We start from the raw sequence: 18,057 nt of genomic DNA on the forward strand, positions 1-18,057 counted from the left end.
AAAAGTCCCTTTCCCTTTGGGGAAGGGATTTAGGGATGGGACTGTTTTTTTTATTGGTTGTTGTTTCTTGCTCTCGCCTACCAGATGTGCAAGGTAAGGGCGAAACCTTTTTGCAAGGCGTATGGAACCAAGATAGCATTGCAAATGCAAAGCAATTACAAAGCTACACTCAGCACAAATTTAAGTTTAGCTGCGATTCGTTTTACGTAGATTTTACCACCCATGCTAAAGTGAACTATTACGAAGAAGACTGTTTTAATAACGGCGTTTGGAAAGAATATGCAAAAGGAACTTATCAATTGCGTAACGATACCTTAATATTAGTTGGCGATTTTACCAAACCAAATTATAAACAAAAAGTGTCGGGCTGTTACCGCAATGACCGATATATTACTAGCTTTAAGGTAAATTCGTGGAATGCCAAAGAATTAAAAATGGAAAACCTAAGCGACCAAACCGAAGTAAACCTTAATTTAAAAGAAAAAATAACCTGCGTGCAGAAAGCGCTTTAGGGAGACCGGAAGTTTAGAAAGTCGGGAAGTCCGAAAGTCAACATTCAATCATTCAAAAATAAGATGAAAAACTTAAAAACATTAATCCTGGCATTTGCCTTTATTTATGCACCTATTGCAGCTAGCGCTTGGGGCGTATTGGGCCACCGTATTGTTGGCGAAATTGCAGATAGCTATTTAACGCCGAATGCCCGAAAAGCTATCAAACAAATTTTAGGTAACGAAACTTTGGCGATGAGCGCCAATTGGGCTGATTTTATCAAATCAGATACGAGTTATAAATATTTAAACAATTGGCACTATGTAAACTTGCCAGAGGGTTTAGACAAAAGTGGGATGAACAATTTCTTGGATGGTTTTAAAGAAGCAAATATCTATAGCAAAACCAATGAAATGATTGCTTTGCTGAAAGACCCAAAAACACCTGCAGACAAGAAAGTTTTCGCCATGCGTTTATTGGTACACTTAATGGGCGATATGCACCAGCCAATGCATACCGCTAGAAAAGAAGATTTAGGTGGCAACAGAATTTCGGTAATGTGGTTTGGCACTAAATCTAACTTACACCGTGTTTGGGACGAGCAACTGATCGATTTCCAACAGTTAAGCTACACAGAATATACCAAAGCCATTAACTTTGCTACGCCACAGCAACTAGCAGAATGGAATAAAGCCAGCTTAAAAGATTGCATTTTCGAATCGTATGAAGTATGCAACAAAATCTATGCTACTGGTATTAAAAATGATGACAGATTAAGCTATAACTACAATTTCGACTGGATTGGCACACTGAACAATCAACTGTTAAAAGGTGGTGTGCGTTTAGCAAAAGTTTTGAACGAGATTTATAAATAGTTGGTTAATTATTTAAATTGATAAACTGTTTAATTGCTGAAAGTTTGATGAGCGATCATTGCTCATTGTTCCTTTATCCTTAATCCACGAATGAAAATCCTCATGGTTTGTTTGGGCAATATCTGTCGTTCGCCATTGGCGCATGGCATATTGCAACATTTGGCTAATCAAGAAAATCTGGGCTGGACCGTACACAGCGCTGGTACGGGAGATTGGCATGTGGGTAATCCGCCAGATAGGAGAAGTGTTTTGGCAGCTCGTAATTTAGGATATGATATCAGTACACAGAGAGCAAGGCATTTCAGCACAAGCTTTTTTGAGGAATATGACCACATCTTAGTGATGGATAAAAACAACCTTAAAGATGTACTGCAACTGGCCGAAACGCAAGAGCATCAACAAAAAGTAAAGCTATTTCTTGTAGATGGAGAAGTTACAGATCCTTATTACGATAACGAATTATTTAAACCTGTAAGCTTACAGGTAGAGCAACGCTGTAAAGAAATAATAGCCGAGCTACGCAAATAAATTTACGATTTTAGATCCAATAGCTATCGGAATACGAATTACGATTGATCATATAGACTAATCAAAATTTAATCATTTACTCATTCAAAATTTTTTCTGCGTAAGATAAATGTAATTAAACATACAATAAGTGGCTATAGCCCCAAAGCTATGCCACAAAAAATGGGTGCCAAAACTTAACCATTCCCACTTATCGGCTATGCGGAAAGTAAGCGCTAACGCAAAAGATAACAAAGCAAAACCTACCCATTTTCCAGCTTGCCATTTGGTGCGAATAAGGTAAATTAAAACAGGAACCAGTACCAACAAAGCCATCATCGCATAGTTAATGTTAATAAAAAAATGTGTATACTCGGCACTAAGTAAATCTCTGAGCACAAACTGCAATCCGGCATAGCCAAAAACCATTAAAACTGCGAAATACCATTTGGTACTTTGTGCCAAGAAATATAGGCCAGCAGAAACGCAGAGTAGCATAATGGGTAACCAATCCATCATGATAAATACCGACCACTGCCTTAAAGAATGATAAACCGTACCTCCAACGCCACCAATGTATAACAAAATTAGGCAATAGGTTAAAAAAGGATGTGCTTTAAAATTTCCCTTAATTTTGATAGTCCAAAAAATGGCAATAAACAAGAAGAATACCGCAGTGATAGCATTGAGTGGCTCTGGAAAAAGGTAAGCCATGTTAGTTTCCGTATAGCGTATTCCTCCGTCTGGCGGGAGTTGGTTAATTGTCATTGGTGTCGATATTTTCTTCTTTAAACAGGAAGATAAATGTTTTGTTTTAGCTTAACTTTATGCTTCTGTTAATAAAGCAGCCACAGATGCACAGATTTGAAAATAGATAATTTAAAATATTGCAAGAGAAATATCTGTGCATCTGTGGCAAAAAACAAAAACGCATGACAAATCCAAAGCTATTTATGATCTTATTAGGTTGTAAGCCACAAGGTAGGCATACCGAGCAACACGATATCTTCTTCGCTATAGCAAATGAAGTGAAAGAATTGGTACCTGCAATTAATGCCTTCTGGCCCGAAGCTAAGGGCAAAATTCATTTAGATGCTTACAGAATTGTTAACCATGTAAACGGTTACAGGGTGGAAGTGATAGAGAGAGGTAATGGAGCCAGTACTAATGTAAACAGGTTATTTTTCATGAACTTAGGTGGATATCAAAGTAATGTTTTTGAAGAATTGCATTACAAAATGTTGATGATAGCTGAAGACAAGGCTGTAGCAATTAAAAACGCAAAGGAAAGCGAGTTTTTCAAACAATATTTCAGTCCACATATTGATGATAAGTATGGTGTAGATGTAGATGATGTTTTTGACATTGAAGAGGTGTTGCCAAAGGAAATGAAAACTAAATATCAATTGCTTTTTACGCCTACGGACAGCTTTCCAGAAGACAAAATTGTGTTAGGTTATATGCCTGTGGGTAAGCTATAATGGCGGGATAGCTCATGGCAGCGAATAAAAATGGGTAGCCCAATTATTGAACTACCCATAAAAATCAAACGAATAATTTAGCGCATTCTATTTATACAACTGGTTAAACAACCATTTAAAAGTACCGTGAGTTTGTGCTCTAAAGGTAATTTCTGGACCAAAAGCGTATAATTTACCTTTGCCATAATCTGCCTCAAAAGCTGCCACCCCATCTTTTAGAATTGCCTGGCCCCAAGCCCAGCCACTACGTAAAGGCTTATCGGTAGCAAACCAGGCCAACGGTTTAACTTTAGCACTGCTCCCTGTAATTTTAAACACCGGGCTGTTGTCAAAATACACATCGGTGTTTTCATCTAAGCCCCAGTTTGCAGCTAATTTAGCATCAGTTTTAACACTCAATACACTGCCTGGCACATAATATTTATCGTTAGGTAAACGCTTTCCATCAGCAGTAAGTAATGCGTTGGTAACAGGTAAACCTAGGTGCGCTGCTAAATTTGTAGCAGAGCCAATGGCTACAATATTTCCACCGTTTTCTAAGAAAGCTTTTAGTTGGGGGATTGATTTTTCAGCCGTCATTCTACCAACTCTTCCTTTAAATTCATCCGGAATGTTTTCTACTGCTGGCGGATTAAATCCTCTTCCTCCAGTTTCATTAGCAAAAGCTGGCACAGAACCACCAACCATAATCAGTACATCGTAATTATCTTTCAATTTACCAGCATCAATATCTGGCGGATAAACCACAGTTACCTCATAGTGATATTGCTCCATAATGTAACGTATCCAACCCGATGGCATGGAACCTCCATAAGTATCCCAAAGTGCAATACGTGATGGTTTAACTTTTACCGCTCCTTTTGGTTTGCCGGCCGCAGTAACTTTCATTCCAAAATTATGCTCTGCTTTGTTTAGTGCAGCTTTTGCAGCAGCAGATGCCGGAACATAAAAAGAGCCATCAACAGGGTTTCTTAATACCTCTACTTTAGCTTTTAGTAACTCATTTACTGCCAAATAACTTTCGTTTGCTTGCGCACTTAAAGCATAACCACTAGCCGTTGGCAAGGCTTGAGGCGTAGCTTTCAATAATTCGCCGTAAGTAGTTTTTTGGAAAGGGCCATCAAAAGCATTTACAATTCGGTCAAATTTCACATTCATTAAATAAGCCAAAGTCCAGCCTGCTGCATCGTAAGGTGCTACTGGCGGGCCGCCTTCGTATTTAAAATCATTAGGATGGTCTTGTGGTTCGAACATATCCAATACATGCGGTCTAAAGGCTTGGTCTGTTTTTACCACATAAGAACCTGCCGGATATTTTTTTCCTTCTACCGTAAATGGCGCTGTTGCTTTGTGTACTACTACTCCAGTTCTAATCAAAGCGTTTAAAAAACGGATTGCCGTAGTAAAATCTGGTTGATCTGCAGAAAGAATATAACCTCTAGCATCACGCAGCTTAGGATCTTTCATTACTTCATCAAAGTATTTTGGATCCATTGATCTCCTCGCTCCGCCGTCTGATTTATCTTTTTTTGCTGCGGCATTAATAGCTTCTATTTTTTGAGGAGAGAAAGACCAAGTATCTTTGCTACCCCTATCAATAGAGTTTTTGCCCATTTTATACATATTAAACAGCAACTCGTCATGGTAACGCTGTGCATAGTTCAATACTGCGTAGTTTAAAGAAACAGAATAATCTATGGCATTTTTAAAGTACCATTTTTGCGGCGTAACTGGGTTTGGCGAATCGCTATTTGGTAACAAACGAGATGGTACCAAAGGAATTTCCATTGGTGTTGGGCTACCCACAATTTCGGTAAGCAAACCCACCATGTTATGAAAATAGGTAGTCGTTCTTAAACCACCATTGTACCAAGTAGAAAAAACCGAACCTCCACGTTGGGTATAGCCAGGTTTATCTTCTACATTTAAACGATTGTGCATGGCTGCACCAACGGCGTCTAAACTTGTCAGGATAATTGGATCGAAAACATAATTGTGCGGATCACGAAATGGCGGCCCCGCCACAACCGTTCCTGCTGGGCCAGATTGATGGTGGTTGTACATAATTTGTGGGTTCCACTCAATAAACAACTGGCGCCCCATGTTTTGCGTTTCTTTTAGGTTTAGCATAAAGAAATCGCGGTTATTATCATGCCCTGCATATTTTTGGTATAAACGAGGCAAACCCGCTAAAGACCTCTTCTCTGGATTGGTTTCTCTCATGTACCAATTGGTTTGCAACTCTTGCCCGTCCGGATTAGCATGCGTCATCAAAACAATGACCTCATCCAAAATCCTATTGGTTTCTGCATCAGTTCTACTTACCAAATTATAGGCGGTCTGTATCAATTGATGCGCACCTACCGTTTCATTGGCATGTAGCCCGCCATCAATCCAAACTACCGCTTTGCCTTGCTGCGCTAAGTCTTTGGCTTCTTTTTCAGAAAGACCTTCAGCTCTTGCTAATTTTTGCGAAATGACTTTATACTTCTCTAAGTTTTTGTGGTTTTCTGGCGAAGTTACAATAAGCATGTATTGGCTTCTGCCTTCCTCGGTTTTACCAATATCTACCAACTTTACCCGTTTAGAAGCCGCAGCAAGTTTCTTAAAATACGCTTCGGTTTGGGTGTAATTGGCCAGCTGGTAATTATCGCCTATCGTAAATCCAAAATGCGATTTTGGAGTCGGAACTTCTTGCGCCGTAGCATTAAAGCCTGCTACCAACAACAACATCCAAGCTCCTTTTCTAAAGTATCTTTTAATCATACTGTTTTGTGTTTGGTGGTTATATCAAATATAAGACGGAAAAATTGGGATACAGGTCCCCAATAAATTTGTTACATGAAAAATGTTTTAAGTGAAAGGTTGATCTGATGCTAGACTTACGAAGTTTTAAAAACTTCGTAAGTCTTTTAGGCTATCTTTGTAACATGACATTAGAAGAGAGAATTGCTGCATCTAAAACCAGTATTTTAAAACTGTTTTTCCCAATACCACCAACCACTACGATACCCTTTTTGGCGGTACAGCCATGCACATGATGGACGAAGTAGCCTTTATTACCGCCACTAGATTTAGCAGACAGGTAATGGTTACCGTAAGCTCCGACCGTATTGATTTTAAAAAAGCTATTCCTGGCGGCACCTTTGTAGAACTTATTGGCAAGGTTACTCATGTTGGTAATACCAGCTTAAAGGTAAACGTAGAAATCTATATCGAACAAATGTATGCCGAAGGTAGAGAATTGGCCATTCATGGCGATTTTACTTTCGTAGCATTAGATGAAAATAAAAAGCCTACGGCTGTGATTAAATGAATGAGGGAATAGTAGAAGAGCTTAAAAAAGTATAGGCAAAAGCTAGAAAAACAGGTTTGGCCTAGTTTTTGTTTAATTTTTGATAAAAATTCTTAAACATGAAAAACTTAATATTCCCAACATTTTTAGGTGCAGCCCTTTTTGTAGCGGCTTGCTCGTCTACCAAAAGTCCAGAACTACAAAAGTATGAGGCTAGACAAGAGGTTTTAGACTTAAATAGCGATGTAAACAAGCTAAAAATTGATTTAGAAAAAGAACGTGCAGCAAACGAAAAACTTAGAGACGAGGTAAAATCTATCAACAACAAAGCAGACAAGCGCACCTCTAGTTTTAACGCTTCTGACCCGTCTGCTACTGCAAGCGATGCAAAAGCTACTGCCAATTTGTTAAAAGATGTAGAAAAAGCTAATAAAAAGCTTGAAAAGAGCGACGAAAAAATGAAAAGCATCCAAAACAAAATTGAAAAGACAAACAAAAAAATCGAAGATTTGAATAAAAAAATTGAATTTGTAGATAGGTCTAAATCGTAGTTTGCTAATGCTAACTTTAGTATAACCGAAGCCTTGCAAATCATTGCAGGGCTTCGGTTTTTTTACGTATTACTATATCCATTAGATTATAATTACGTGAGTTCGGGATAAGAAAATTATGCTATTTGCTAGCGATAGCGCTTCAAATCTTCGTTCAGCTCATTTTCGGTCTCTTATTTTTCGGGCCGCACCAATAAACCAAAGCACTTTCTTTGAAAGAAAAATAAGCAACCGAGAGTTTTTGTTACTTTTTGCGGTCAAAAAGTAAGAGCCCAGCGGCGGCGAGCTAAAAAAATACGTTCAATGCGAATTTATCAAGAATTGTAAAGATACTTAAGCCGAACTCACATTACAATTACTATTTTTGTTTATGGCCCAAGAAGATTTAACAAAAGTATCTACAGAAGAACTAACAAAAAGAGCAAAGTTGATGAAAGTTGCCGTATGGATGATAGGCATATCGATGATCCTGATGGTAATCTCAGGAATTATTCTTTCCATTAGAAAGGGATTTAGCGCCATGTCTGTTTCTGCCATCGGTTTTTTGCCATTGGTAATTATATTTTCGGCACAATTGAAAAAATTAACCAAGAATTAGCAACTAGGACAGATCGTTCTTAAAGTAAATAAACCACCTTAAAGCAGAGTTAAAAACTATCCAAACAACGCAGAAAATACCTCTTCAATTTTTGAAACGGTTACCAGCTCTATTTTAAATTTGTCTTTATTAATCCCTTTTAGGTTATAACTAGAGATAAATATTTTTTCGAACCCAAGCTTTTCTGCTTCAGAAATACGTTGTTCTACTCTATTTACCGCTCTAATTTCTCCAGACAAGCCCACCTCTGCCGCAAAGCACACTTTAGAAGACACTGGAATATCTTCGTGAGAAGAAATAATGGCCGCTACAATAGATAGGTCAATGGCCGGATCTTCTACTTTTATACCACCGGCGATATTTAAAAAGACATCCTTGGCACTCAAACGGAAACCGCATCTCTTTTCTAACACGGCCAGCAACATGTTCATCCTTTTGGTATCAAAACCCGTTGCCGAACGTTGGGGCGTACCATAAGCAGAGATACTTACCAAAGCTTGGGTTTCTATTACCATTGGCCTTGCGCCTTCAATAGTTGCACCAATAGTAATGCCGCTCAGCTCTTCATCGCGTTGCGAAAGTAAAACTTCCGATGGATTGGAAACTTCCCTTAGCCCGCTACCGTGCATAGCGTAAATACCTAATTCTGCAGCCGCACCAAATCTGTTTTTAATAGAACGCAGAATACGGTAAATATGATGCCTATCGCCTTCAAATTGCAAAACGGTATCTACCATGTGTTCTAAAATCTTAGGCCCAGCAATAGCGCCATCTTTGGTAATGTGACCTATCAGAAATACAGGTGTTGCCGTTTCCTTGGCAAAACGAAGCAGTTCGGCAGTACACTCTCGCACTTGAGATACGCTGCCCGGAGTAGATTCGATATGCGCCGAATGTAAGGTTTGTATGGAGTCTACAATCAAAATTTCTGGCGCTAGTTGCTCTAGCTGTTTAAAAATATTTTGGGTTGATGTTTCTGTTAAAATAAAACAATCTGCCTTGGGGGTCTTAGTAATCCGCTCGGCTCGCATTTTTATCTGCTGCTCACTTTCTTCTCCTGAAACATAAAGCACCCGCTTTTGCTTAATGTTTAATGCCAATTGAAGCATTAAAGTAGATTTTCCAATGCCTGGTTCGCCGCCAATTAACGTAACCGAGCCCGGTACCAACCCGCCGCCCAACACCCTGTCTAATTCTAGGTCGCCAGTAGGCAACCTTTCTTCTGTAGCGCTTTGTATTTCCTCTAATTTACTCGGCTTATTTACCCTTTGGGTTCCGCCAACCGTGGTTTTCCATACCGCAGCATTGGCCCCAGTAGGCTTTTCTATCACTTCTTCTACAAAAGTGTTCCATTGGTTACAAGAAGGACATTTGCCTAACCATTTTGCCGACTCGTAGCCGCAACTCTGACAGAAATATGCTGATTTGATTTTAGCCAATTTGATTTTAGATTTTAGATTTACGAATTTAGATTTATTCGGCTGGAAATACCAAGAGAGTTATAAACAAAAAAGTCCCGATTTTCATCGAGACTTTTGTTGTTTCATTTAAAGCTTAATCTCTTCGTCTTTGGCAGACAAGAAATGAAACTCTGTTAAGTGATAAGAAGAAACTTCTTTTACCTTTACCCATTGTCCAAATTTAAAGAACCATTTCCATTGCAAAGAAACCAATCCTTTTTTAATAAATGCCGCTATGTAAGGGTGTACACATAACGTAATATTTTTTTCGTTCTGCTCACGCAGGATATAGGTCATATTGCTTTCAATGTCGTCCATCAAAACAATACTTGCTTTTATTTCGCCAGTTCCATCGCATGTAGGGCATTTTTCTACCGTTACAATGTTCATCTCTGGCCTTACCCTTTGTCGGGTAATTTGCACCAATCCAAATTTGCTAGGAGGTAAAATAGTGTGTTTAGCCCTATCTAAAAGCATTAGCTCTCTTAAGTGGTCAAACAATACTTTTCTGTTGGCGGGTTTGTGCATATCAATAAAATCGATTACCACAATGCCACCCATATCTCTTAGCCTCAATTGGCGAGCAATTTCTTTTGCAGCTTCTTTATTAACCTGCAATGCATTTTCTTCTTGGTTCTCTTTGCTAGCGGTTCTATTGCCACTATTTACGTCTATAACGTGCAAAGCTTCGGTATGTTCTACTACTAAGTAGGCGCCTCCAGCCAAGTTTACGGTTTTCCCGAAACCGTTTTTAATTTGTTTTTCAACCCCAAAGTGGTCAAAAATGTGTTCTTTGTGCTTATAGTATTTTACAATACGCTCCATTTCAGGAGAAATTTCGTGCACATAAGAACGAATGTCTTCAAATAATGATTGGTCGTTTACATAAACATTGGTAAAATCGGTGCTTAAAATATCGCGTATCAACGTCGATGTTCTATCCATTCACCCCAAACACGCTTAGCAGGTTCTGTTTCTGGAAGCTTTTTCATAAAGCTTTCCCATTTAGAAATAGAATCAAGTAAGTCTTTTTGTAATTCGGCAACTCCCTTTCCCTCAGAAACTGTTCTAATGATTACCCCAAAATTTTTAGGTTTAATACTTTCGATAATCTTTTTTAAGCGATTACGTTCGGTATTGCTCTTAATTTTTTTTGAAATAGAGATTACATTAGAAAAAGGTACAAGCACAGTATATCGTCCCGCTATCGAGAGATCTGAACTTAACCTAGGTCCTTTAGTAGAAATGGGTTCTTTGGCTATCTGTACAGGTACCAATAAATTTTTGCTTACAACTTCCGAGATTTTCCCCGCCTTGTTGATATCAGCTTCTAATTTAAAGTTATCCAATAAAGTGCCCTGTGTGCCGTTACGTCTAATCTTCGTTAGCTTTATAAGAGATTGAACCTGAGGGCCTAAATCAAAGTAATGCAAAAATGCATCTTTTTCGTAACCAACATCTACAAAAGCGGCATTTAAACCGGGCATAATTTTTTTAATGCGGCCTAAATAAATATCGCCTACTGCGTAATTGTTGTTAACGCTTTCTTTGTGAAGCTCAACAAGCTGTTTGTCTTCTATTAAAGCTATGGTTACTCCCGTAGAAGTAGAATCTATGATTAATTCTTTTACCAAAGCTACAGATTTTAAGGCTTTTAAACCTTATTAACACATGGACCAAAAAACTTACAATCCAAAAGTAAACCTCCCAATATTTTCGGGACATTTACTTTTGGCCATTCACTTAAAGAAAATTATTTTTTCTTGTGTCTGTTTTTTCTTAAACGTTTTTTGCGTTTGTGGGTAGCCATTTTATGTCTTTTTCTTTTTTTACCGCTTGGCATAATTTTAAATTTTAAATGTTTTTATTAATTATTTTTTCAACTCGGCTACCTTTTTATCTATAAAACTAGATAAAGTTGGATTTGCCGCTAGTTTCTTACTTTGCAAATAAGCGTCTATAGCCTCTTTGTTTTTGCCTAAATTCTCGTAGGCTGTTGCTAAATAGAAGTAGCTATCTGGTGTTGCCTTTATGTTTTTGATAATATCTTCAAAACGAGTAATCGCTTTGTCGAACTGACCAGATTTAATTGCGAACATGCCTAAATTCATATTTGCCTTAAAATTTTTAGGGTCTTTCTTTACCACATCTAAAAGCATTGCGATACCTTCCATTGGCGCACCTGCACCATTTACAATTACCACTCCCATCCCCGTCTTAGCATCTAAGTTGGTAGAGTCTATTGCAATAGCTTCGCCAAAAGCATGGTTTGCTTTCTGAAGCATGATTGGTTTAGCAATGCTATCTTGTGTATTATCAAAAGCTTTTAAAAAACGGTCGCCAGCTTTAACCCAGTTCTCTAATGAAGATTGCGCATTTGCAGCTTCTTCTAAATAGAGTGCGCTTGGAATAGCTTGCTCTAAATCATCCCATTTTTGGGCCAAAACCTTGGCTTGGCTTATTTTTTCTTCTCCAGAAGCTTTCTGATAAGCCGTTTCTAGCGAAGTAAACTCTTTAGCTGCTGCATTACTAATTAGGTTTTTTGCAGTGGCAGAAGCCTCTAACAAGCTTAAAACCGGAGCTTGCGCCTCAGTTGGCATAGCCGATGCAGCATCTTCTTTGGGCTTTACCAAACCCTTGATATCTTGGCTAAATAAAAAGCCCACAAGCAATACAATGCCTGCAATAATTACAATTTGTGTTGTGCGTGGGCTTTTCATGTCAATCAAAATTAAGCTTCAGCTTTAGCTTTTTTAGTATTGTTTTTAACTTTATCAACAAATACTTTTGCTGGCTTAAAGCTAGGAACAAAATGCTCTGGAATAATAATAGCTGTATTTTTAGAGATATTTCTCGCAGTTTTTTGAGCTCTTTTCTTCACTACAAAACTGCCAAAACCTCTTACGTAAACATTTTCTCCAGCAATCATGTTGTTTTTGATTACCTTAAAAAATGCCTCTACTGTTTCTTGAACGTCAACTTTCTCAATCCCTGTCTTTGTTGATATTTCAGCAATAATATCTGCCTTAGTCATATTTCTAAAATTAATTAATTATTGTGTGTGTTTTAATTACATCTGTTTTGGGGTTGCAAAAGTATTGCTTTTTAGCGAGATAGGAAAATAAAAGATGATTTATTTATGTGGTTGACCATCATAGTATTGCAAGTTTTAGCTATTTAATACCTTTTATTGTACTTTTGTTACGATGTCTTTTCAATCGGAAATAGTTAAGTGGTACCTTAAAAACAAGAGAGAATTGCCTTGGAGGGATACCACAGACCCTTATGTGATTTGGCTTTCTGAAATTATTTTACAACAAACAAGAGTAGAACAGGGAAAACCCTATTTCCTTAAGTTTTTAGCGCACTACCCTACTGTAAAAGATTTTGCTAATGCCGCCGAAGAACAAGTTTTAAAACTTTGGCAAGGCTTGGGCTATTACTCTAGAGGCAGAAACATGTTGTTTACCGCCCGTTATGTTGTAGAACATTATGGGGGCGTTTTTCCTACAAGCTACGATGAACTGGTAAAATTAAAGGGTGTTGGAAGCTATACCGCAGCAGCTATCTCTTCTTTTTCTAGTAACGAAAGGAAAGCAGTGGTTGATGGAAATGTATACCGCGTTTTGGCCAGATATTTTGGTATCGAAGAGCCTATCAATTCAAACGCAGGCCAAAAAATGTTTGCCAATTTAGCCCAAGAACTTATTGCCGACCAAGAGCCTTCTGTTTATAACCAAGCTATGATGGAATTTGGCGCACTACAATGCAAGCCAAAATCTCCACTTTGTGCCCAATGCCCAATACGGCTAGGTTGTTACGCTTATAAACATAAAAAGGTAGATCTGCTTCCAATTAAGCTAAAGAAAGTAAAAATCAGAAAAAGGTGGTTTAATTATTTTGTAGGCATTACCAATAATGAAATTTTAACCAAACAAAGAATACCCGGCGATGTTTGGCAGCACCTATACGATTTCCCTTTAATTGAAACACAAGGAGAGGCTTCACTTTCGGATGCTGATTTTTTGGTTAAAACCCAAGAATTATTTGGCAAACAGTTAGAGCTAAAGGTTTTAGAAAGCAAAAAACACATCCTTACCCACCAAATAATATATGTTCAATTTTTTGCAATAGATAATTATATTGTTAACTTTAATTTACACACCGAAATTAAATCGGTTAAAATTAACGTTTTTAAACAATTACCTCATCCCAAAATTATTGGCGATTTTGTAGAAAAGCATATAGACTAATCAAATATATTTATGTCAGGTATTAACAAAGTAATCTTAGTGGGCCACTTGGGCAAAGACCCCGAAGTTAGGCATTTAGAAGGTGGAGTTACCGTTGCGAGTTTTCCTTTAGCCACCTCAGAGACATTTAACAAAGACGGAAAAAGGGTTGAACAAACCGAGTGGCATAACATTGTATTGTGGAGGGGCTTGGCCGAAGTAGCTTCTAAATATCTTCAGAAAGGCAAATTGGTGTACATAGAAGGAAAGCTGAGAACCCGTTCTTTTGAAGATAAAGAGAAAGTAAAAAAATATGTTACCGAGATTGTTGCCGAGAATTTTACCATGCTGGGCAGAAAAAGCGATTTCGAGCCTGTTAGCTCTAGTGGCGCAATAACATCACACAATAAAATTGAAGACGATTTTTCGACATCTATTGACCAGTCGGGAGATTTACCTTTTTAGTAAACCACTCATACAGGTAAAAAACGCATAAAATAAACGAAGGAGGATATCTAATCAATATCCTCCTTTGTGTTATAAATCCTAACTGATATTAGCTTAAAACAATAGTTTCGCCAATTTCGGGAAGCAAAAGCTGTTTTTGTGCTCTTTTAAAAATTTCGGTAGCGGTATATTTATCTATAGCTATTACCGGAAAAGAATCATAATGCACCCCAATTACCTTTTGGCAATTCACATATTCTGCAGCAATAACCGCATCGTCTGCATCCATAGTATAATTGCCGCCTATAGGCAAAATTGCATATTCTAATTGATACAGTTCGGCCAAAAGCTTCATATCTATCGTTAAACCTGTATCTCCAGCAAAATAAATTTGCCTTCCATCAACGTCTAAAACATATCCCGCCGGGTTACCTCCGTAAGAACCGTCTGGCAAGCTGCTTGAGTGCGTGGCGGCAACCATACGCACTGTTCCAAAATCAAACTTAAACTTACCGATATTCATATCATGTATGTTGGTAACGCCCTGTTTCTGTAACCAACCAGCAATTTCGGGCATACAAATTACCTTTGCATTCGTTCTTTGGGCAATGGCTACTAAATCAGCAACGTGGTCTCCATGGCCATGGCTAACCAAAATATAATCAGCCTCAATTTGTGTTACATCAATATCTTTGGCCAAAGGGTTTCCACTAATAAAGGGATCAAATAACAACTTTGCCGAAGAGGTTTCTAACAAAAAACACGACTGCCCGTAATATGTATATTTCATATCTATATATTTTATTGTCCAAACAAACCACCTAAGCCACCAAGCATATCTTTTGTGGCTGCTTGCATTTCTGTTGCGCTTACTAGCTCGGCCTGTGCCAAAGCTTTATTTATTGCCGCCTGCAAAAGTTCTTCTAACTCTTCTTTGTCGGCTTGCTCATAAAACTCATCTGTAATTGCAATAGAGGTTATTGCTTTGTTTGCCGTAGCAGTAACTTTTATTGCTCCGCCCTCTACCTCTCCAAACACCGAGATGGTATCTAATCTCTTTTTTATTTCTTCGGCTTTGCCCTGTGCAGCCATTAATTTATCAAACATATCTTTTTTTTAACGCTCTAAAATACAAAAAACCCTCAAGTTAAACTGTGAGGGTGCTGTTTGGTTTTAAAATTTAGTATTTATTTTACATTGATCCCTGTAATCTGCAATTCAACCCGCCTATCGTTTTTTTCGCCTTTACCCAAAGGGAAATCAGCCATCATACCTTTATAGGTAAGACGCTTTTTATCTACACCTTTGTAAATCAGGTAATCATAAATGATTTTTGCTCTGGCCTGCGACAAATTGTATTCTCCGGTTTCAAAATCCTTCACATCTTTACCTGGCGGATTACAACAAATGTGACCTAAAATAGCAATGTTATATTGTTTCTTTTCTTTAATGATGTTGGTTATCCTTTCTAAAACAGGAATAGATTCTTCTAACAATACCGACCTGCTATTTTCGAAAAGGATATTTTCTAGAATGATCTTATCGCCAACTTTAAGTGTATCAGACAAGATAGATTTATCGGCATTGAAGTTCTTTTTCACATACTCAATTACCAAATCTACTCTTCTGTTATAAGCTCTTTGTTTGGTAACGTTTTTAGGTTCTGTAAGCTTCACTCTTCCGTTGCCTGTTAGCAACCTAACCTTGTCTGTGGTTATACCTCGCTCTTTTAACAGCCCTTTAATATGGTTGGCTCTTTGCACCGATAACGTATCATTGTAGCCCTTTCTTCCCCTGTCGTCGCAATAACCAAGTATCGATATAGAAATGATATCGGTAGAATCCATCTCGGTTACAAACTGCGCAAATGATTCTTTTTGCTTATCATCAAGTACACTGATATCCGTATCAAAGAAAAAGCTATTCGTTTTTTTCTTCTGGGCGTTGGCTGCACTTACAAAAAGCGAGAAACAAAGTAGGATTAATATACACCCTCTATTTAGCATAAAAGTTTATCATTTGGCTTTATAAAGATAGAAAAACTTCGTTCTTTCCAAAAATTAGCCACTTTTATCTTTAACAACCAACAGGAGTAATACTTACTTGGCTCTTTGGTACTGTACGGGCCATTTAATTTCGTCGTTAAGTTGCTTAGCGGCATGCAGTGGAAAATAAGGATTTCGAAGTAGTTCACGAGCCATAAAAATCAAATCTGCTTTTTCTTCCTGCAAGATTTGTTCGGCTTGCATTGCTTCTGTAATTAAACCAACGGCTCCTGTTAAAATGCCCGTCTTCTGCTTAATTTCGTTTGCAAATTTAACTTGGTAATTGGGTTCAACAGGAATTTCCTGCTCCTTGGCCAAGCCGCCAGTAGAGGTATCAATCACATCTACACCTTTTTCTTTTAAGATTTCTGCCAACTTAACCGATTCTTCTGCATTCCAACCGCCCTTAACCCAATCTGTAGCAGAAATACGTACAAACAGAAGATTTTCACTTGACCAAACTTCTTGTACCGCAGCAACAACTTCTAATAAGAGTCTAATTCTGTTTTCGAAACTTCCTCCGTACTCATCATTACGTTGGTTACTTAACGGAGATAAGAATTGGTGCAACAAATAACCGTGTGCGGCATGCACTTCTACCACTTTAAATCCTACCTCTAATGCACGTTTAGCAGCGGCTTTAAAATCCAACTTCACTTTTTTAATTCCTTCTAAATCTAAAGCAATGGGCATTTTATCTTTGGGATTAAATTGAATGGCGCTAGGCGCTACAGGAACCCATCCGCCATTTTCATTACTTACCTGAGCTGGGCTTTCCCAAGGGATATCGAAACTCGCCTTTCTACCGGCATGACCCAATTGGATACCGGCCACAGCACCGTTTTCATGAATAAAATCTACAATCTCTTTCAGCTTCGCTTTGTGCTCGTCTTTCCAAATCCCTAAATCTACAATAGAAATTCTTCCCTCTGGCGAAACAGCAGTAGCCTCGGTAATAATTAGGCCTGCACCACCAACGGCCCTGCTACCCAAGTGCACCAAGTGCCAATTAGTGGCAAAACCATCAATAGAAGAATATTCGCACATTGGCGAAACCACAATGCGGTTTTTTAACACTACATTTTTAATTTGTATAGGAGAAAATAATAACGACATAACTAATTTTTTAATGCAATTTAAACAAGTTAAATGCCAATGATAGGCTCGCAAAAAGTTGTGAATATTTAATGACAAAGCACCTAGCTACTTTGATATGCTTTTTACTGAGCTGGCTCAAAACTAGTTATTTTACCTTTTCGAGACTATGCCTTACTACCAACCGTTTAACTTTGCCTTATTAAATTTACAAATATGAAAATAGAAATATGGTCTGACGTGATGTGTCCTTTTTGTTATATAGGGAAAAGGCATTTGGAGCAGGCCTTGGCAGAACTTCCGTTTAAGGCTGCCATAGAGATTAATTGGAAGAGCTATCAGCTTAACCCTACTTATAAAAATGTTGAAGGGGAAAGTTTGTACGATTACTTAGCTACCAACAAGGGAATAAGCCAAGAGCAGGCAAAACAGATGACTACGCAAGTTGAAGCAATGGCCAACAACGTAGGATTAAACATCGATTTTGAAAATAATATCCCTGCAAATTCCTTTGATGCACATCGTTTAATTCATTTTGCAGCAAGTAAAGGCAAGCAAGATTTGGCAGAAGAACAGCTATTTAAAGCACATTTTATTGACAATGTAAATATTGATGATAAAGAAGCATTGTTAAAAATTGCCCTTTCTTTGGGTTTGGATGAAACAGAAACCAAACGAGTTTTAGAAAGTAATGCTTTTGAAGAAGAGGTAAGATTTGATATTTACGAAAGCCAGCAAATGGGCGTTAGGGGCGTGCCATTTTTTGTGATAGACAGAAAGTATGCGCTGTCTGGCGCACAACCCGTAGAAGCGTTTAAGCAGGCCATTTCACAAGGTTATCAAGAATGGATAGCAACGCAAGAAAAAACGCCTCTAACCAACTTAAACACCAGCTCAGAAAATACTTGCGACGAGCATGGTTGTGAGCTGTAAAAATCAACACAATCTTGTAAGATGGGTTAGCGACTAGCGACGACGA

Annotated in this window: 18 protein-coding genes and 2 pseudogenes; 10 read left to right on the plus strand and 10 right to left on the minus strand. The window is 38.1% G+C overall.

What is annotated here, in order from left to right:
• Positions 1–35 precede the first annotated feature (35 nt).
• The 3 genes from OVA16_RS04825 (at position 36) to OVA16_RS04835 (ending at position 1,895) form a co-directional block, all read left to right on the plus strand.
• Positions 36–512: a fumarate hydratase gene (locus tag OVA16_RS04825; protein ID WP_267763872.1), complete on the plus strand. Its 477-nt coding sequence runs from the start codon at positions 36–38 to the stop codon at positions 510–512.
• A gap of 63 nt (positions 513–575) precedes the next feature.
• Positions 576–1,367: a S1/P1 nuclease gene (locus tag OVA16_RS04830; protein ID WP_267763873.1), complete on the plus strand. Its 792-nt coding sequence runs from the start codon at positions 576–578 to the stop codon at positions 1,365–1,367.
• Positions 1,368–1,457: 90 nt separating this feature from the next.
• The gene (locus OVA16_RS04835; RefSeq protein WP_267763875.1) at positions 1,458–1,895 is read left to right on the plus strand and encodes a low molecular weight protein-tyrosine-phosphatase; all 438 of its coding nucleotides are present in this window, start codon (positions 1,458–1,460) and stop codon (positions 1,893–1,895) included.
• 84 nt (positions 1,896–1,979) lie between these two features.
• Here the strand turns inward: OVA16_RS04835 and OVA16_RS04840 are convergent, their stop codons facing one another.
• Positions 1,980–2,642: a hypothetical protein gene (locus tag OVA16_RS04840; protein WP_267763877.1), complete on the minus strand. Its 663-nt coding sequence runs from the start codon at positions 2,640–2,642 to the stop codon at positions 1,980–1,982.
• A 164-nt stretch (positions 2,643–2,806) separates the two neighbouring features.
• Here OVA16_RS04840 and OVA16_RS04845 point away from each other — a divergent pair, with 164 nt between their 5' ends.
• The gene (locus tag OVA16_RS04845) at positions 2,807–3,355 is read left to right on the plus strand and encodes a DUF1543 domain-containing protein (protein WP_267763878.1); all 549 of its coding nucleotides are present in this window, start codon (positions 2,807–2,809) and stop codon (positions 3,353–3,355) included.
• An 87-nt stretch (positions 3,356–3,442) separates the two neighbouring features.
• Here OVA16_RS04845 and OVA16_RS04850 read toward each other — a convergent pair whose 3' ends face one another.
• Entirely contained in the window at positions 3,443–6,121 is a 2,679-nt protein-coding gene (locus OVA16_RS04850) for a M14 family metallopeptidase (RefSeq protein WP_267763879.1), read from the minus strand.
• 164 nt (positions 6,122–6,285) lie between these two features.
• Between OVA16_RS04850 and OVA16_RS04855 the strand changes: the two are divergent.
• From OVA16_RS04855 to OVA16_RS04865, 3 genes and pseudogenes are all read left to right on the plus strand, one after another.
• Positions 6,286–6,671: pseudogene (locus OVA16_RS04855) on the plus strand (acyl-CoA thioesterase).
• 98 nt (positions 6,672–6,769) lie between these two features.
• Complete coding sequence (locus tag OVA16_RS04860; protein ID WP_267763881.1) at positions 6,770–7,201, plus strand: hypothetical protein; 432 nt, start codon at positions 6,770–6,772, stop codon at positions 7,199–7,201.
• A gap of 370 nt (positions 7,202–7,571) precedes the next feature.
• Positions 7,572–7,799: a hypothetical protein gene (locus tag OVA16_RS04865; RefSeq protein ID WP_267763882.1), complete on the plus strand. Its 228-nt coding sequence runs from the start codon at positions 7,572–7,574 to the stop codon at positions 7,797–7,799.
• 56 nt (positions 7,800–7,855) lie between these two features.
• On the opposite strand, the gene radA is transcribed toward OVA16_RS04865, so the two are convergent.
• The 4 genes and pseudogenes from radA to OVA16_RS04890 form a co-directional block, all read right to left on the minus strand.
• Entirely contained in the window at positions 7,856–9,238 is a 1,383-nt protein-coding gene (gene radA / locus OVA16_RS04870; protein ID WP_267763883.1) for a DNA repair protein RadA, read from the minus strand.
• A 108-nt stretch (positions 9,239–9,346) separates the two neighbouring features.
• Positions 9,347–10,893: pseudogene (locus tag OVA16_RS04875) on the minus strand (Rne/Rng family ribonuclease).
• Positions 10,894–11,130: 237 nt separating this feature from the next.
• Positions 11,131–11,979, minus strand: a complete 849-nt coding sequence (locus tag OVA16_RS04885; RefSeq protein WP_267763889.1) for a tetratricopeptide repeat protein — start codon at positions 11,977–11,979, stop codon at positions 11,131–11,133.
• A gap of 11 nt (positions 11,980–11,990) precedes the next feature.
• Entirely contained in the window at positions 11,991–12,293 is a 303-nt protein-coding gene (locus OVA16_RS04890; RefSeq protein ID WP_097133391.1) for an HU family DNA-binding protein, read from the minus strand.
• A gap of 172 nt (positions 12,294–12,465) precedes the next feature.
• Between OVA16_RS04890 and mutY the strand changes: the two genes are divergently transcribed.
• Together mutY and OVA16_RS04900 are read left to right on the plus strand one after the other, a co-directional pair.
• On the plus strand, positions 12,466–13,512 hold the full coding sequence (gene mutY / locus OVA16_RS04895) for an A/G-specific adenine glycosylase (protein ID WP_267763893.1): 1,047 nt from the start codon (positions 12,466–12,468) through the stop codon (positions 13,510–13,512).
• Between the two features lie 12 nt (positions 13,513–13,524).
• Positions 13,525–13,956: a single-stranded DNA-binding protein gene (locus OVA16_RS04900; RefSeq protein WP_267763894.1), complete on the plus strand. Its 432-nt coding sequence runs from the start codon at positions 13,525–13,527 to the stop codon at positions 13,954–13,956.
• A 91-nt stretch (positions 13,957–14,047) separates the two neighbouring features.
• On the opposite strand, the gene OVA16_RS04905 is transcribed toward OVA16_RS04900, so the two are convergent.
• The 4 genes from OVA16_RS04905 to namA all read right to left on the minus strand — a co-directional run bounded on the left by OVA16_RS04905 (position 14,048) and on the right by namA (position 17,099).
• A complete protein-coding gene (locus OVA16_RS04905) occupies positions 14,048–14,728 on the minus strand; it encodes a metal-dependent hydrolase (RefSeq protein ID WP_267763896.1) in 681 nt (226 codons plus the stop codon).
• 11 nt (positions 14,729–14,739) lie between these two features.
• Complete coding sequence (locus OVA16_RS04910) at positions 14,740–15,045, minus strand: YbaB/EbfC family nucleoid-associated protein (RefSeq protein WP_267763898.1); 306 nt, start codon at positions 15,043–15,045, stop codon at positions 14,740–14,742.
• Between the two features lie 80 nt (positions 15,046–15,125).
• Positions 15,126–15,944, minus strand: a complete 819-nt coding sequence (locus OVA16_RS04915; protein WP_267763899.1) for an OmpA family protein — start codon at positions 15,942–15,944, stop codon at positions 15,126–15,128.
• A gap of 93 nt (positions 15,945–16,037) precedes the next feature.
• The gene (namA, locus tag OVA16_RS04920; RefSeq protein ID WP_267763900.1) at positions 16,038–17,099 is read right to left on the minus strand and encodes an NADPH dehydrogenase NamA; all 1,062 of its coding nucleotides are present in this window, start codon (positions 17,097–17,099) and stop codon (positions 16,038–16,040) included.
• A gap of 195 nt (positions 17,100–17,294) precedes the next feature.
• Between namA and OVA16_RS04925 the strand changes: the two genes are divergently transcribed.
• Entirely contained in the window at positions 17,295–18,011 is a 717-nt protein-coding gene (locus tag OVA16_RS04925) for a DsbA family oxidoreductase (protein WP_267763902.1), read from the plus strand.
• Positions 18,012–18,057 lie beyond the last annotated feature (46 nt).

The sequence above is a fragment of the Pedobacter sp. SL55 genome (assembly GCF_026625705.1).
Classification (GTDB): domain Bacteria; phylum Bacteroidota; class Bacteroidia; order Sphingobacteriales; family Sphingobacteriaceae; genus Pedobacter.